The following is a 16,175-nucleotide window of genomic DNA, read 5'->3' on the forward strand; positions in this document are numbered from 1 at the left end:
GAATCCCATTTCCTATTCTCCGTTAGTTGTTGTCCCGATTCTTCCATGCGAAGAATGGTGGACGTTCAACCTCATCCTCATCTGTTTCATCGTTTGAAAATGAATCAAATGCTTGTTGATCTGCAGCAGCTGGTGCTTGTTGCGCCAAATTTTCTTCAGTTTCACGTTTTTCTGGCTTCGTTTCAAACGCATTCCAACCTGCAAACGGATCATTAGTAGTCACGCTAGGTTTTACTGCTTGGGTAGTCGTCGTTTCATTTGCCGGATTACTTTGAGTAAATGCACTGGCAGCAGATTGTGCTGTTTGATTAACATTCAATCCCATCTTAGTGGCCGCTGGTCGATCAATACCCGTAGCAACAATTGTTACCATGATATCATCACCGAGACCTTCATCCAAAGTGGTTCCAAAAATAACATTCACATCATCGCCAGCTGCCTCTTTAATTGCGTCTGCGGCTTCTTGAGCTGCGAACAATGGCATGCTTAACCCACCTTTAACAGATAGCAAGACATCTGTTGCACCATCGATTTTTGACTCCAATAATGGGGATTTAATGGCAGCCTTTGTCGCATCAGCCGCTGCACTTTCACCAGTCGCAGTTGCAATTCCCATAACAGCCGTACCCTTATTTTCCATTACCGTTTTAACGTCCGCAAAGTCGACATTGATTAGGCCAGGATTTGTGATTAATTGTGAAATACCACTCACACCATTCACAAGCACTGAATCGGCCATTTTAAAGGCGTCAATCATTGTTGTATTACGATCAAGTACCTGTAATAAGTTATTATTTGAAACTACGATTAACGAATCAACATTTTTCTTTAAATTAGCTAATCCTTCAGCTGCGGCAGTCCCACGCTTAGGCCCTTCGAAACTAAATGGGCGGGTCACAACACCAACTGTTAAGGCCCCGGCCTCTTTTGCAATTCGAGCCACAATCGGAGCTGCACCAGTACCAGTTCCTCCACCCATACCTGCAGTGACAAAGACCATATCAGCACCAGCTAAAGCATCGGCAATTTCAGCTTCGGATTCTGAAGCCGCTTCTGCACCAACTTCTGGTCGTGCACCAGCACCCAATCCCTTAGTTGCTTTGGTCCCAATTTGAATTTTTACTTCAGCTGGCGAGTCAGCCAGTGCTTGCGCATCAGTATTGGCAACAATAAATTGCACGCCAGAAACACCACTTGCCACCATTTGAGCGATGGCATTACCACCACCACCACCAACACCGATAACCTTGATTGCTGCGCCAATTGGTTGGTTTTCAATTTGCATATCCATGGGATAACTCTCTTTCATAATTAGCATTTATTAGTTAAATAGTTCTTTAAACCACGTATTCACGCGTTGCCCAAACGACATGCGATTTCTTACAGGTTCAGATTCACGCGCTGGTTCTTCAAAATTTTGTGGCGTGTTTTGCTTTTTCACTGTTTGTGGTCGATGATTACCTTGCCTTAAGTTCTGACTACCATTTGTCATAAATGATATAGGTAAGCCATATAATGCCTGTTTGACGACCAAAGCGACCTGCGTCTGACGCGCCGCATAATTGACAATGCTCCAAGCTCCAACATATGCTGGGTGCCTTAGGCCAATTTCATTTGGCATATAGAGTTTAACATTAACCCCATACGTCGATTTTAAAACATCTTGTGTATGTCTTAATGCCGCACTACCACCGGAGACCACTAAACCGCCTGGTAATTGGAAGCCAGATACCGTATCAATTCGCTGACCTAATTTTGTCAGAATTTGATGCACGCGCGCGCCAATGACTTCAGCTAATTCACTTTCAGTAATTCGCATATCAGATTGACCCACTGGCTGAATCGTTAACTGATTACTATTATTAGCAAATTGCGGTGCAGCTAATCCAGCATCCAGTTTTAAACGTTCAGCATCTTGATGACTAATATTGAAAACAGTACTGATATCTTTTGTAATATTCGAGCCGCCAGCTGAAAATGTTGCGATAAATTTCATCTGATGATTATGCACAATGGCAGCAGTCGTCTGACCGGCTCCCATATCCAGCATAATCGTGCCAAATTCTTGTTCTGCATCAGAAACAATGGTTTGACTGGCTGCTAATGGCGCAAGCACCATGTCACGTAATCGTAAGCCAGCACGTTCGATTGCAGCACGTAAGTTGTCAGTTAATTGATGTGGTCCAACGTAAGCGATACCGCGCATCGTTAAATGTGTACCAACCATATCATTTGGGTCTGTCACACCAGCAAAATTATCTACAATAAATTCTTGCGGGGTCAAGTCAACAACGGTCTGATCCTTCAGTGTCAACTGTGAAATACTTGCTTGGACTGCTGCCGCTACGTCAGCATATGAAATATGTTGTGAGTCGTGTACCGCGACTGTCCCGTTAACGGCCCGCATTTGAATCGCGGTTGCCGGAATACTTGCAATCACTTCTTTTACTTCTTGATTGGTTTGTTCGGTTACTTGAGCAAGGGCCATTCGGATGTCATTTGCTGCAGCATCAATATCGACTACTACCCCACGCTTGACACCATGTGAAACGGCCCGCCCAACAGCGATCACATTTACTTGTTTGTCCCGAACATCAGCAACTAATACTTTAACTGTATTTGTCCCGACGTCTAAGCCAACAATCATTCCGTGATTGGCCATTTGCAACCCTCCTATTCTTTAGGCATTTATTATCATTTTAATTTTAATCCTTATAAATAAAATAATACCATAAATTACCGCTTGGTAACTATGGTATTTATCATATTATTGCCCATATGGTTTAAAATACGCCCCAACCTGTAAATCAACCACTCCTTTTTGGGATACTTGCACGACCATCCCCGGATAATATTTCATATTATCTGAGATCTTTTTGGCATTAACTAAGACCTCATTACCGTCATCCATGAACATCATAATGCGCTGAGGATTGTCCTTAGTTGGTGACCAAACAACTTCTGAAATACCGTTACGTAATGCGGGTGAAAGTTGTCCAATTTGTTTAGCGACCATCGCCAAAGTCGTATCACTTTTAAATTGATTATAAATTGGTAAATTACGCGTCTGTTGCAGATTAATCGGTTGTTGTAGACTCTTACCATCCGCCAAAATATAATGGTACTGATTATTTTTGCGAATAAAGCCAACTTTAACAACTTCTTTGACCTGAATCTGAACTGTATTCATCTTTGTGACTTTAATTTGAACTTGTTGAATTTGTGGATTTTGTTTAGCCTGTGCCAAATAGTGTGATTTCTCCATGATGATTTCGCTCATGGCTGTTTGATGATTAATCCCCACTGTGTTTAAGACTTCTCGTCGCGTCAAATCAGAATTCCCAATCACTTCAATTTGCTTAGCTTTCCCAAGTGGTGAAATCATCCATGTTAAGACTATCGCACAAACAAGTAAAACTAATAACATAATTATGGCATGTTTCTCGCGCATTGTTAATGTTAATTTCCGTTGCACATGTCTCCAATGCGTCGATACAAATCGAGTTGAGAACACGGGCGAGCCTGACGTCCATTTAGATTGCTTGTCATGCGATTGTTCACTGACCAATTCAGGCTGATTTTGATCTTCCGTGAGGCCTAACAGTTCATCTAAATGTTGTGTAATTTTCTTCGATGTGTTGATTTGATTAGTTTTATCAAGAATCTTTTCATCTGATTGCTCTTCTTTCGTCATCCACTCGCCCTCCTTTCCAAATCATTGACCGATAATTGGCACTACTTTTTAACAGCTGACTGAATTAATGCGATGAATTCGTCCGCAGCATCACGAACCCCAAGTTGTGCGGCGTGCTGAGCCATTTCCTGTCGTTTGGCAACATCGCTCATTAATTGGTGTACGGTCTTAAACAAGACTGCCCCATCTAATTCTGATTCTATAATCATTGCCGCTGCACCAGCATCAGCCATACTTCTAGCATTTTTTGTTTGATGATCATTTGTCACATACGGACTTGGAATCAAAATCATTGGCTTACCCAATGCTGTTTGTTCAGCCATACTTGTTGCACCGGCTCGACCAATGACCAATTCCACACGAGGCATTAATTCTTGCATATTACTTATATACGGTACAATTGCAATGTTTTTTGCGACTGTCATTTGTCGTTGCTTAATCATCGCTTGTACCTCATCAAATCGACTTTTACCAGTGGCAAACAGTATTTGATAATTTTGATTATTAAACTGAGATAGTGCCTCAACCACAGCCTGATTGATTTTTGGTGCCCCTTGTGAACCACCAAATATCAATACAGTTGGCTGATCATTTTTCAAACCAAATGTGTCAAAATCAAACCGATTATCTTTTTGTCCAGCAACAACTTGCTGAGCACGCGGGTTGCCAACCACTGTCGCTTGTTTAAATTGGCTACGAGCTGCCGGGAAGGCAACACCAATTTTTGTCGCATGCCGAGCCAAGAAACGATTACTCACACCAACAACTGAATTCTGTTCATGAATGACTGTTGGGATTCCTAAAAGTTGCGCCGCATATAAAACAGGTCCTGAGACATACCCACCAGTCCCAACGACTACATCGGGTTGAAAAGTACGCAATTGACGTTTAGCACGTTTTACCGCCTTTAGAAACAAGTAAACAGTTTTCACATTTTGTAGTGATAACGCACGCACAAAACCTTGAATGGCTACGGCATCAAATTTTATTCCCGCAGCAGGCACGATTTCCTTCTCTAAGCCACGCTCACCACCAATATATCGCACCTCTAAAGTCGTATCACGTTTCAGCCATTCATCAATCGTCGCTAAAGCTGGATAAATATGACCGCCAGTACCACCACCTGAAAAAACGACTTTCATGTTATTGTTCCTCTTTTTCTATAAACGTCTGGACCGAATCCATAAACAAATTGCCTCTGGTTTCAAAGTCAGGGAATTGGTCCCAAGATGCTGCGGCCGGTGACAACAAGATAACATCACCAGGTTGACTCATTTTAAATGCTGGCTCAAAAGCATACTCAACCCGTTCAACAGCTTGATTGGGAATTGATAATTGGTTGGCCAATTGTGCTAATTTTGGACCAGTTTCTCCAAATGTGATTAAAGCAGAGACATGTGTTTTGAAATCATCTGATAATCGCTTCAAATCATCACCCCGATCTAATCCCCCTGCCAACAATATGACAGGTGCTTTAAAGCCTGACAATGCTTTTTGTGCGGCTTCGATATCAGTTGCTTTGGAGTCATTGTAAATTTTTCGACCTGCATAGTCACCAATGTATTGCAACCGATGTGGGACGCCAGAAAATTGTCGAAGCACCTCTGCGATTGTCTCAGCTTTCACTTGATTCAAACGGCCAATGGCAATTGCAGCTAATGCGTTTTCAATATTATGTTCACCAGGAACACCCAATTGGTCGGCCGGCATAATTGCTTCATCTCTAAAATAAAGTATGCCATCTTTTTGATAAGCGCCTTGCGTCGAACGACCCTCACGAGATAAAGGAACGACCTGGGCTTGTGTTCGTTCTGACAAACGCTGCCATTCTTCCCGATCCCAATTGATTAACAAGTAATCACTTGGTTGTTGATACAGCGTAATGTTCATCTTAGCTTCAATATATTCATGCCGATCCGCATGCCAATTCAAATGTGATGCGAAAATATTAGTAATGACAGCAAAATGCGGCCGTGCATCGGGCATATCCCATAATTGAAAACTCGACAGTTCTGTCACAATCGTGTCCGTCTGACGTAATGTTGGTGCGACCTCTGATACTGGTACGCCAATATTTCCCGCCACTTTCACTTGATGTTGCTGGTCCGCATCAGCCCTAAGCACGGCTGCAATCATCTCTGTTGTGGTCGTCTTACCATTTGACCCTGTCACTGCAATCCAATTACCTTGAATATATTTTTGAGCTACTGCAACCTCAACTTCAATTGGCACATGTTGTTCTAATGCCGCTTGCAAAATTGGTGCAGAATACGGAATGCCTGGATTTTTGACAATCAAATCAATTTGATCGAGTAAACGAATATCCTGCGTCTGTGTGAAGTGCACACCTTTTTCTTGAAGGGCCACAACTTGATGATCAGTCATATCCAACTTTGGGTCAGACACTGTGACTTCAGCCCCCTCCCTAACTAATAACGTTGCAACTGCTGAACCAGAACGTGCAAATCCAATAACCAATACATGCTTTCCCATTTAAGCATTCCTTCTTTCAATCAAATCCAACGTAAGCTTATGTCTAATGTCTAATAAAAATAAACTGCTAAAAATACTAATGCTGCAACGAGTCCAACTGCCCAAAATAGTAGATCAACTTGCCATTCACGCCAAGGCTTTTCCGGGTTCATCGTAATACCACCTTTTTCAAAAGCATGATGAATCGGTGTCATTAAGAACACACGCTTATGCCTTAGTCGAAAACTACCTACTTGAATCATGACAGACAAAGTTTCTAACATAAATACTAACCCAATGAGTAATAAGGACCATGGCGTGTGTAAGACCAAAGCATTCATCGCAAGTCCGGCACCCAATGCTAATGAACCTGTATCCCCCATAAATATAAAGGCAGGAAACTGATTCCAAGCAAAAAATGCCAAAAGTGAGCCAATAATCAACCCGTTAAGATAAACCATGTCTAAATTGCCTTGATGTAAGGCAATGATGAGGTACACTGCATACGCAATCACAGATAATCCGGTGGCTAACCCATCCAGACCGTCCGTTAAATTTACTGCATTCGACCAGCCGACTAACCAGATAATCGTTAATATTCCAAAAACAATTAAGTGATTTGTTGTCATACCAAAAATATTAACTGTGAAATCAAATTTCCCCAGAATCAAGAATAACAATGCAACGATACCAGCAAAGATTTGTGCACTCAACTTAGGAATAAACCGAAAGCCTTCATCACGATGTTCAAAAATCTTAATGCTGTCGTCAAATGCACCTACAGCAGCGTACAACACAATCCCCATCATGGCTGACCAACTGGTTAAGTTCATTCCCCCAAAGAAAAACTGCTTAATCAAAAAGAGAACCAAAATAATACTAATAAATCCTGCACCACCCATTGTCGGTGTGCCAGCCTTTGCCTGATGATCTGGCCCTTTTCCTGCATTTCGAATCACTAATTGTTGCACTTTAATTTTCATAAACCAGTCTCGTAAAATTCGAGTTCCAATAAATGTCATCAAAAATGCAATTATCATGCCTGGCAACCAACTCACTATCATTCAACTGTCTCCTTTAATCATCATTCATTACATGCCATCACGTTTTTCTTATTGCGGTGTCACAAACTTAACCGTTATTTCATGAATCCCGTCTGATAACGCAGTATTTGCTAAGACTGATTGCTCGGTTAAAAATCCTTCACCGCTGGCATTGATTTTAATTTTTGCTAAACTACCCCAAGCCATCACGTCAGACTTTGACCAGCCTTGCATATTAGGTACTGAAATATCACCACCAGTATTTAATATAATACGCTGATTAATTAATGATGCCTGACCACCTTTTGGATACTGCGTAATTACTTTTTTACCATTCCCCATCACTTCAACTGCTAAGCGATTAGCTTCAATCTCTTTTTTTGCGGCCGAAATACTCTCATTTTCAACCGTTGGGATTTTGACCTGTTGTTTTGAACTCACCACAATTTTATCATCAGCCGGTGTCATTTGTAATGCCTGTTGCATCATAGACACAAAGACATTTGACATATCTTTAGCGAGATTACCTGTATTTTTTTGTGGTTCTTTCACAACAATATACATCATATACCGCGGATTATCCGAAGGTGCCATCCCCATCCATGAATGAATTTCATTTTTATTATCACCCGGCGATGAGTAACCACTCGCGGTTGAAATTTGAGCCGTTCCAGATTTACCAGTTGTTCGAACGTCTGGAATGGCATACATTCTCCCAATTGCCTTAGAACTATAAATAACATTTTCCAATTCTTCACGTGTCGCTTTGGCCGTCTCAGCCGTAATAGGCTTCCCAACTTTTTCACGTTTTGCAGCGTAAATCACTTTTTTGGTGTTCGGGTCAACAATTTTAGAAATAATATGTGGTTTAATTTCATCCCCATTATCTGCTATTGCTGAATAAGCTTGTAACATTTGGGCTGGTGTTGTTTTAATACCTTGGCCAAATGCAGTACTAGCTTGTTCAATTGGGTATCTAAAATTCATTGAGCCTGATGCTTCAGAATTAAAACCAATTTGCGTGGGCTTTAAGAACAAGAACTTGTTGAGATACTTTTGCCAAGTATCAGCACCCATTTTTTGTTCGGTCAAAACCATTGCCACGTTGGATGACAGAGCAATCCCATCAGAATAAGAAATTCTTCCCCAACCAACGCCATCATTCCAGTCCTTTACTTCTTTATCATTAATCTGAATCGTCCCAGACTGATATGTTGCGTTACCATCCCAATTACCTGAATCAATGGCTGACGCTAAGGTGATACCTTTCATCACTGATCCTGGCTCATACGGTTCTTGAACCAACAAATTTGACCAAAACTTTCCAAAGTCTTTTTGGGTTGTCGCATTATAGGTTGGCCTTTGCGTTTCAGCCACAATATTACCAGTTTTCGTATCAATCATTGCCGCAAATGCCTGTTTAGGTTGTAAATCGCTTTGCAAGGCATCCATTTTTGATTCTAATGCAGACTGCAGTTTCGTATTTAATGTGGTATAGATATCGTAACCATTTTTTGTCGCTAGGCTCACTTTGGCAACATCGACATCTGTACTATCTTGACTTGTCGTATTAATCCCATCTTTACCCGTCAATTTTTTATTCCATGCAGCTTCAATCCCTGAAATACCTTTTAAAGAATCAGTCCCTTGTGCACTGACCGCGCCGATTAAATCAGACGCGAATTGTCCATTTGGATAGAGCCGAGCAGGATGAGATTCAAAGGTAACACCTGGAATTTTGGCTTTTTTTATCTCTAAATATTTATCTTGCGCAATATTTGAACCACGTGTACCAAATTGAACTTGAAAATATTTATTCTTACGACCATTCGTCATTGTTTTTTCATAATCACTAGCAGACCCACCTAGATATTTCGCAAGTTGTTGCGCCACCTCGCCAATCTGACTGGCTTTAACATAACTTGGTTGATCTTTTTGTAATACCACTTGAATCGTATAAACTGATGCATTTTCAGCTAAAACATTTCCAACAGCATCATAAATCTGTCCACGCTTTGCTGTAACCTTACTTTGGGTACGATATAGTGTCTGGGCACGCTGTTCTAAATTAACATTGTCAACACGTTTTGTTATGGCGACACAAAAAAAACGGTAGCCGATATAGCAAACTACCAGTGTGAGCACAAGCAACATAATTAAAATTGCAGACTTAGACCGTTTTAAGTTCACTTTATTAAACATCCGTCTTCCTCGATTACTATTAATGTTTCAATCATCTATTTAACGTTTTTAATATTTTCATTTTCTAGGGTCATGCCCGCTTTTTGAGCAATCTCATTTAACCGATCCTGTGTGGTTAATGCACTAATTTGTTCTTTTAAATCGGTATTTGAATTTCGTAGTTTATCTAATTGTGCCGATTTAACCCGTGATTCATCATTATAAGCAGTTGTCTGATTGGTAACCCAAACACTACCAATTGCAAAAATGGTAATTAGTGCTATCGCGCCAATTAAATGTTTGATGTCTCGGCCCCATGACACAGGTGCATACGGCACACGCCGCGGTTGCGTTTTAGTTTGTCGATTGGGCAATGGGCGAATTTGAGGTGCCACATTAGTTGCTTGAATCTGTTGCACTGACTGAGCCATAGGCCTTTCCTTTCATTATCCTGCTTTTTAGCTTAATTGACTACTCATTTTTATCTATCGAATACGTTCAATCACTCGCAGCTTAGCTGAATGTGCTCTGTGATTATCTGCTAATTCTATTTCCGACGCTGTAATTGGTTTGCGTGTCACTAGTCTGAAATCAGGTTGCATATTTTCTGGAATCACCGGCAATCCAGCTGGTAAATCAGGTAGCGAGCTGCGTTCTTTAAACATCGTTTTAACCAGACGATCTTCCAAACTATGAAAAGTAATGACAGAAATACGTCCGTTAACCTTCAATAAATCTAAAGCTTGTTGTAATGATTCTTCAACCGCACCTAGTTCATCGTTGACCGCAATTCTGATGGCTTGGAAGGTTTTTTTAGCAGGATGTCCGCCTGTGCGTCGTGCGCCCATCGGAATCGCTGACTTAATAATCTCAACAAGTTCAAAAGTCGTTTCAATTGGTTGTACTTCACGGGCTTGCTCGATTTTTCGCGCAATTTGCTTTGCAAATTTTTCTTCACCGTAACGCGAAAAAATTCGCATTAAATCTTGAAACCGCCATGTATTCACAATTGTTCGCGCATTTAACGTTTGACTCTGATCCATACGCATATCAAGTGGCGCATCATAGTTATAAGAAAAACCGCGCTGACCATCATCAAACTGTGGTGATGAAACACCTAAATCATAGACAATACCGTCAATTGCATGTACACCCTGTTTGGCAAGCGCTGCTGTTAAATGACGAAAATTATCTTGAATAAAAGCAATTTTCCCATCCGCTAATTCATCCGTTAAATGGTTTTGATTATAATTAATGGCCGTGATGTCTTGATCAAAAGACCATAATTTACCGCTGGTAATATGACTAGCCAATAATTTTGAGTGGCCACCACCGCCTAAGGTTGCATCAACATAGATCCCATTCGGTTTTACCGCTAGGTTATCGATGGCTTCATTAAGTAATACTGTGACGTGATTAAATTCGACCATCATTTCTCCTAACGTTGGTTTAAATTTCAAAGCCTAAATCTGCCAATTCGGCAGAAATATCATCGAAGTTCTCAGTGATTTCGGTATTGTACTGCTTGAAGTGTTGTGCGTCCCAAATCTCAAATTCATTTTCACCATAACCAATAATCACAACTTCTTTGTTTAATACGGCATGTTCTTTTAAATTCATCGGTATCACAATTCGACCTTGCTTATCAAACTCAGCTTCAGTAGCACCCGCTAACACGGCACGCTTGTATTGCCGTACTTTTGGATTATTTGATGGTAATTGGTTCAATTTATTTTCAAATGCTTCCCAGCCCACTTGACTATAAGCATGAAGTGACTGTTCGTTACCTTTAGTGATAACAAAACTATCACCTAATTGATTCCGAAATTTTGCGGGAATGATTAACCGATTTTTTGTATCAAGCGTATGTTCGTATGTACCCATAAACATTGGTATCATCCCCCTTTCGTCAATTTCATCGTCTTTAGTTCCAAATTTAGTCATTCAATATGTATAATTTACCACTTTCCACCACCATTTACCACTATCCACCACCACTCCCCACCTTGTATAGCCATACTTTAAGCCGACAAATCCACTGATAGCGCTAAAAATACAATATGTTGCAGTTTGGTTACAATTTGTTAATAATTTATTAACATTGATGTTTTAATTCAAATTACACTAAAAAAAGCCGACAAATTAACATTTGTCAGCTTTTTCAAGTTTATTATTGAGTGGGACAAAGTGGTGGCATTATTTCACCTCTTTGATACCACCATCGATTGGAATCTGTTGTTCTACATCAACCTCTTCTTCTTGACCAGATGTATATGCGAACAATTCAATAATTAAATACGTTAACGCTAGAAAAAAACCATAGCTTAGCGCATTTAGCCCAAAAATGACACCAATCGCAAAAATAATTGGCCATACAGGCAATAGCATCCAAAACGACCCATGCTTACGTAAATATATCCCCACAAAAATACTAAATATCATATTGATCAAAAAGAGTGAAAGCACTAATTTATATTGTTTAAAGCCGCTTGGTAAGCTATTAAACAACAATGGCACACCCCACGCTAGAATTGGCATCCAAATCCAAAAACGCCAATTACTGATTTTTTTAAATTCTCGCATAACTAATCTCTTCCTTTTTTATTCTAATTCTAGGCTATAACTCAATGCACTCAATGCATATAGTGGCGCTGTTTCAGCACGTAAAATTCTTGGGCCAAATCCGGCTGCAACAAAATTTTGTCGTTCTAATTCAGTTAATTCGTCAGGCGTTAAACCACCCTCAGGACCAATTAAAAATACAATTTCGCCGGATATTTTTGCATCACTAATTGATTTAACTAATTGCTGTGTCTCACCCATTTTTGCGCTTTCTTCCCACGCAACCACTTTGGTCGCATTTTGCAATAGCGCCTGTGACAAATCTGACAATTGTTTAACATACCCCACTGTTGGAATAATTAATCGGTGGCTCTGCTCAGCTGCATTTTGAGCAATTTTTTGCAAGCGTTCAATTTTACGCTCAACTTTCATCCCCCAATGCACAACCGACCAATCAGTTTCAACAAAAATAAAATTCGCCGCACCTAATTCAGTGCCCTTTTGAACAACGAGTTCTGGTTTATCACCCTTTGCTAATCCTAAGACCAAAGTTGCACGAACAGGTAGTTCGACTTGTTTCGATTGATCCTCAATGACTAACATGTCAATCGCTTCAGCACTAATTTTAACTACCTCAGCGACATGAACCGAATGATCGGGATATACAAACTCAGCACGGGTCCCTATTTTTCCACGTAAAACAGTCATTAAATGATGCTGTGTCTCTTGATCCAGTTGAAAGGTATTTGCTTTAGGTGTTTGCTTTAGGAAATATCTTTGCATATGTTATTCCTCTGTAGTCGTTAATTGACAAATCAAACCAAACCAATCACCCATTTGAAGTGTTTCCATTATCTCAAAACCGGCGGAACCTAGTTGTGATACAATTGCTTCTTTTTTGTCAAAATAGATGCCTGAAAGTAATACATATCCGTTTGGTGTGACATATGTTTTTAAATCAGGGATCAATAAGACTAATACTTCGGATAACATATTTGCAACAATAATATCATATCGTTGCACTGGTACTGAAGTTAAAAGATCACTTGGAATCACTTTAATTCCCGTTGCACTTGGGTTAAGATCAATATTTTGCTGTGCCGATTGCACTGCAACTTCATCAATATCCGTTGCCAATATTTGGTGTACTCCAAGTTGTCTAGCGCCGATACTAAGCACACCCGAACCAGTGCCAATGTCTAGCATACGCTCACCCCCGCGAACGACAATCTCTAGTGCTTGAAGCATCAATTGAGTCGTCGGATGGGTACCAGTTCCAAATGCCATTCCAGGATCTAATATAATATATTTTTCATCAGGTTGACTAGCAGGGATTGTTTCCCACTTTGGTAAAACGGTCAGATGGCGAGTCACTCGAACCGGATGATAATACTTTTGCCATTCCGTTGCCCAATCTTCTTCTTTAACAATATTCGTCTTAACAGAACCAGGCAGCGCATTAAGCCCGTAATCTGCCAGCTGATTGACACGTGTTTGTACGTCCAAAGCAATTTTTTCAACATCAATGGTCGTCGCAAAAAAACCAGTAACAACAGCCCCTGAGATTCGATGTGGCATAGTCTCCCAATCAACCATCACAGTTGAATCATGCGCCTCAAATGTCGCCTTATCTGCCGAATCATCAATTTGAATCCCTTCAGCACCTGCCTCCATCAAAATATTACTAATCGCTTCAACTGCTTCTGTTTGTGTGTCCACGCTCACTTCGTGCCAGCTCATTATTCGTCCCTCATCCTTGCTTATTTACTATAGAATACCATATTATTTTAAATACTTCTTGCCCTTCTTACGCGTATCCCAGTTCCTTAAAAAACATTTTTTGTTAACCTACATCGATTTAATACGATGAATGAACAAATCATTAAATGTCATCGGCAGACAAAGATTAGCCACAAAAAAAACATCGATCAACAATCGATGTTAAGGTCAGATTAATCATTCTGTTTTTTTGATACATTGTCGCCCAAATCAATGGTCTCTAATGGTCGTAGTTTAGAATGATGCTTGATTTTATAGTAAAGATATAGCCCAATAAACAATGGCAATGCCATGTAGGTCGTTATAATTCCTTGCCAATTCCAATGTGTAATTGTACCCGAGAAAGCTGCTGTATCTTGTCCTATAACAACTACAATACTCAAAACTAACGCAATAATTGGCCCCACTGGGAACCATTTAGCATGATATCGCAATTCAGAAACATGATGTCCCTGTTTAATAAATGCGCGACGGAAGCGGAAATGTGAAATAGCAATCCCAATCCAAGCAATGAAACCTGATAAGCCAGAGGCAGCAACAAGATAATAGTAAACATGGGGTCCTAAAATGGCTGTTAAAAATGTTAATAAGCCAATGAAGACCGTCAATAACAGTGCTGGTACCGGAATACCTGTTTGTCGATTAACTTGCCCAAAAATCTTTGGTGCCATACCAGTTTTTCCCATTGACCAAAGCATACGAGATGATGCGTACACACCAGAATTAGCCGACGAAATAACTGCGGTTAAAATCACAGCGTTCATCAATGAGGCCGCTGCTGCAAAGCCCGCTTGTTTGAAGACCAATGTAAATGGCGAAACTGCAATATTAGTTTCAGATGCTTTTAACAGATTAGGATCGCGATAGTAAATTAATGCCCCAATAATGAAAATTGCAAGAATATAAAATAATAATATACGCCAAAATACCTGTTTAATCGCTTTAGGCACTGATTTTTCAGGCGTTGCTGATTCACCAGCTGTGATACCAATCAGTTCTGTTCCTTGAAATGAGAACCCTGCCACCATGAAAACAGCCAAGATACCATTTATTCCGCCAACAAAACCAAAATGTCCATTAGCTGAAAGGTTTTTAGTAACATCAGGATGATAATGAAAAGCACCCACGATGGTTAGAATACCAATGGCTAAAAAGGCGATCACTGCTACAACTTTAATTAAGGCCATCCAAAATTCAGTTTCACCATATGTTCTTGCCGACATTAAATTAATCGCCGTAATTAACGCAAGGACAATTGCTGACCAAATCCATGTTGGCACATGTGGGAACCAAAATTCCATCACTACCCCCACGGTCGACGCCTCAACCGCCACAGTAATTGCCCAATTAAACCAATAATTCCACCCCATTGCAAATCCAAACGCTGGTTCAACATACATATCTGCATAGGTTGAAAATGACCCAGAAACTGGATTATGCGTGGCCATCTCCCCTAACGATGTCATTAAGAAAAATACCATAATACCAATAACGCCATAGGCTACTAAAGCACCCATGGGCCCTGCTTGTGAAATTGTGGCACCTGATGTTACAAAAAGACCCGTTCCAATAGTGCCTCCTAAAGCAATCATTGAAAGATGTCTCGTCTGCATTGTTCGTTTTAATTCGCCTGTTTCTTTTGCCATGTAACCCACTCCTCGGCTAGCATAAATTTGTAATAAACAAAAAGTCTGCAATCTGCTCCATCAAACAGACTACAGACATTCAATTAGTCGATAGTATTTGTCGATAGCGCTCCGTAACAAAAGTTACGACAGTCCAAATGCTATTAACATTTAGACCAACAGAGTCAACATACCTGCACTCCATTTCGGCAACCGCCCCTTTCACTAATCTCTTGACCTGTCGGTTCAATTAGTTACTTTTGTTGGTTGCGACCTCTAATCATTTATTTAATTACATGCGTTCAGTATACGTGTTTATCTTTGTGACGTCAAATTAATATTATTTATTATATTTGACGGTGTTTTAGTTTTTCAGGTACTGCTTGTATTCATTTTCAATCCGCATTGTTAAATGGTGCGTATTCCAAAAATGTTCATGCTTACATTTAAACGTTTTGACAAGTACGCGAAAAACGTATAGTGACCCATGTCAGAACTTGCAACCAACCCTGTATCTCCATTAATATCATTAATGTTATACAAATAATCTCATCCATTATCACGGCTTGATGAGTGCTTTCAGCCATAAATTCTTTCCTATTGATCAATGCTTTTCTGTTCGGCTGAATTTTTGCCACGCCTTCATGTGTGACAAGATGCACTAAATCATTCCTGTGTGTTTCACCCTCTATCATTTTAATCTGGATGCCATCGCTCTCAAGATAAATTTCATTAACTTTTTTCATCTGGATCAATTCGTCATCCTGATAATATTTATAATCTTCATTTTCTTTAGTATCTTGTTCCTATGAGAATCTG

General features: G+C 40.2%; 15 protein-coding genes and 1 riboswitch. All 15 genes read right to left on the bottom strand.

Annotated elements, in window-relative coordinates; translation table 11 throughout:
• Nucleotides 1-22: 22 nt before the first annotated feature.
• The gene (gene ftsZ, locus H9L19_RS01265; RefSeq protein ID WP_187529390.1) at nucleotides 23-1,291 is read right to left on the bottom strand and encodes a cell division protein FtsZ; all 1,269 of its coding nucleotides are present in this window, start codon (nucleotides 1,289-1,291) and stop codon (nucleotides 23-25) included.
• Nucleotides 1,292-1,321: 30 nt separating this feature from the next.
• Nucleotides 1,322-2,662, bottom strand: coding sequence for a cell division protein FtsA (gene ftsA / locus H9L19_RS01270; RefSeq protein WP_187529391.1), 1,341 nt, complete (start codon nucleotides 2,660-2,662; stop codon nucleotides 1,322-1,324).
• 105 nt (nucleotides 2,663-2,767) lie between these two features.
• Nucleotides 2,768-3,694, bottom strand: coding sequence for a cell division protein FtsQ/DivIB (locus H9L19_RS01275; RefSeq protein WP_187529392.1), 927 nt, complete (start codon nucleotides 3,692-3,694; stop codon nucleotides 2,768-2,770).
• A 41-nt stretch (nucleotides 3,695-3,735) separates the two neighbouring features.
• Nucleotides 3,736-4,836, bottom strand: coding sequence for an undecaprenyldiphospho-muramoylpentapeptide beta-N-acetylglucosaminyltransferase (murG, locus tag H9L19_RS01280; RefSeq protein ID WP_187529393.1), 1,101 nt, complete (start codon nucleotides 4,834-4,836; stop codon nucleotides 3,736-3,738).
• A 1-nt stretch (nucleotide 4,837) separates the two neighbouring features.
• Nucleotides 4,838-6,187 (bottom strand): UDP-N-acetylmuramoyl-L-alanine--D-glutamate ligase, encoded by a 1,350-nt coding sequence (gene murD, locus H9L19_RS01285; protein ID WP_187529394.1) that lies wholly within the window; start codon nucleotides 6,185-6,187, stop codon nucleotides 4,838-4,840.
• Nucleotides 6,188-6,237: 50 nt separating this feature from the next.
• Nucleotides 6,238-7,230, bottom strand: coding sequence for a phospho-N-acetylmuramoyl-pentapeptide-transferase (gene mraY, locus H9L19_RS01290; protein WP_187529395.1), 993 nt, complete (start codon nucleotides 7,228-7,230; stop codon nucleotides 6,238-6,240).
• A gap of 48 nt (nucleotides 7,231-7,278) precedes the next feature.
• Nucleotides 7,279-9,411: a penicillin-binding transpeptidase domain-containing protein gene (locus H9L19_RS01295; RefSeq protein WP_187529396.1), complete on the bottom strand. Its 2,133-nt coding sequence runs from the start codon at nucleotides 9,409-9,411 to the stop codon at nucleotides 7,279-7,281.
• A gap of 35 nt (nucleotides 9,412-9,446) precedes the next feature.
• Nucleotides 9,447-9,821 carry a cell division protein FtsL gene (gene ftsL / locus H9L19_RS01300; protein WP_187529397.1) on the bottom strand — a complete coding sequence of 125 codons (375 nt, stop codon included), beginning with the start codon at nucleotides 9,819-9,821 and terminating at the stop codon, nucleotides 9,447-9,449.
• 54 nt (nucleotides 9,822-9,875) lie between these two features.
• Nucleotides 9,876-10,820, bottom strand: a complete 945-nt coding sequence (gene rsmH / locus H9L19_RS01305) for a 16S rRNA (cytosine(1402)-N(4))-methyltransferase RsmH (RefSeq protein ID WP_187529874.1) — start codon at nucleotides 10,818-10,820, stop codon at nucleotides 9,876-9,878.
• A 19-nt stretch (nucleotides 10,821-10,839) separates the two neighbouring features.
• On the bottom strand, nucleotides 10,840-11,280 hold the full coding sequence (mraZ, locus tag H9L19_RS01310; RefSeq protein WP_187529875.1) for a division/cell wall cluster transcriptional repressor MraZ: 441 nt from the start codon (nucleotides 11,278-11,280) through the stop codon (nucleotides 10,840-10,842).
• 306 nt (nucleotides 11,281-11,586) lie between these two features.
• On the bottom strand, nucleotides 11,587-11,973 hold the full coding sequence (locus H9L19_RS01315; protein ID WP_187529398.1) for a hypothetical protein: 387 nt from the start codon (nucleotides 11,971-11,973) through the stop codon (nucleotides 11,587-11,589).
• 18 nt (nucleotides 11,974-11,991) lie between these two features.
• Nucleotides 11,992-12,735, bottom strand: a complete 744-nt coding sequence (locus tag H9L19_RS01320; RefSeq protein ID WP_187529399.1) for a 16S rRNA (uracil(1498)-N(3))-methyltransferase — start codon at nucleotides 12,733-12,735, stop codon at nucleotides 11,992-11,994.
• 3 nt (nucleotides 12,736-12,738) lie between these two features.
• Complete coding sequence (gene prmA / locus H9L19_RS01325; RefSeq protein ID WP_187529400.1) at nucleotides 12,739-13,692, bottom strand: 50S ribosomal protein L11 methyltransferase; 954 nt, start codon at nucleotides 13,690-13,692, stop codon at nucleotides 12,739-12,741.
• 212 nt (nucleotides 13,693-13,904) lie between these two features.
• Nucleotides 13,905-15,377 (bottom strand): amino acid permease, encoded by a 1,473-nt coding sequence (locus H9L19_RS01330; protein ID WP_187529401.1) that lies wholly within the window; start codon nucleotides 15,375-15,377, stop codon nucleotides 13,905-13,907.
• Between the two features lie 96 nt (nucleotides 15,378-15,473).
• A riboswitch (Lysine riboswitch) is annotated at nucleotides 15,474-15,643 on the bottom strand.
• Nucleotides 15,644-15,802: 159 nt separating this feature from the next.
• Nucleotides 15,803-16,102, bottom strand: coding sequence for a hypothetical protein (locus H9L19_RS01335; protein WP_187529402.1), 300 nt, complete (start codon nucleotides 16,100-16,102; stop codon nucleotides 15,803-15,805).
• Nucleotides 16,103-16,175: the final 73 nt, after the last annotated feature.

This window comes from Weissella diestrammenae (assembly GCF_014397255.1).
GTDB classification, from domain to species: Bacteria; Bacillota; Bacilli; order Lactobacillales; family Lactobacillaceae; genus Weissella; species Weissella diestrammenae.

Bases quoted from the DNA above. Each gene is read 5' to 3' on its own strand.
- ftsZ (WP_187529390.1), bottom strand. From the start codon at position 1,291: ATGGATATGCAAATTGAAAACCAACCAATTGGCGCAGCAATCAAGGTT.
- ftsA (WP_187529391.1), bottom strand. From the start codon at position 2,662: ATGGCCAATCACGGAATGATTGTTGGCTTAGACGTCGGGACAAATACA.
- H9L19_RS01275 (WP_187529392.1), bottom strand. From the start codon at position 3,694: ATGACGAAAGAAGAGCAATCAGATGAAAAGATTCTTGATAAAACTAAT.
- murG (WP_187529393.1), bottom strand. From the start codon at position 4,836: ATGAAAGTCGTTTTTTCAGGTGGTGGTACTGGCGGTCATATTTATCCA.
- murD (WP_187529394.1), bottom strand. From the start codon at position 6,187: ATGGGAAAGCATGTATTGGTTATTGGATTTGCACGTTCTGGTTCAGCA.
- mraY (WP_187529395.1), bottom strand. From the start codon at position 7,230: ATGATAGTGAGTTGGTTGCCAGGCATGATAATTGCATTTTTGATGACA.
- H9L19_RS01295 (WP_187529396.1), bottom strand. From the start codon at position 9,411: ATGTTTAATAAAGTGAACTTAAAACGGTCTAAGTCTGCAATTTTAATT.
- ftsL (WP_187529397.1), bottom strand. From the start codon at position 9,821: ATGGCTCAGTCAGTGCAACAGATTCAAGCAACTAATGTGGCACCTCAA.
- rsmH (WP_187529874.1), bottom strand. From the start codon at position 10,820: ATGGTCGAATTTAATCACGTCACAGTATTACTTAATGAAGCCATCGAT.
- mraZ (WP_187529875.1), bottom strand. From the start codon at position 11,280: ATGTTTATGGGTACATACGAACATACGCTTGATACAAAAAATCGGTTA.
- H9L19_RS01315 (WP_187529398.1), bottom strand. From the start codon at position 11,973: ATGCGAGAATTTAAAAAAATCAGTAATTGGCGTTTTTGGATTTGGATG.
- H9L19_RS01320 (WP_187529399.1), bottom strand. From the start codon at position 12,735: ATGCAAAGATATTTCCTAAAGCAAACACCTAAAGCAAATACCTTTCAA.
- prmA (WP_187529400.1), bottom strand. From the start codon at position 13,692: ATGAGCTGGCACGAAGTGAGCGTGGACACACAAACAGAAGCAGTTGAA.
- H9L19_RS01330 (WP_187529401.1), bottom strand. From the start codon at position 15,377: ATGGCAAAAGAAACAGGCGAATTAAAACGAACAATGCAGACGAGACAT.
- H9L19_RS01335 (WP_187529402.1), bottom strand. From the start codon at position 16,102: ATGAAAAAAGTTAATGAAATTTATCTTGAGAGCGATGGCATCCAGATT.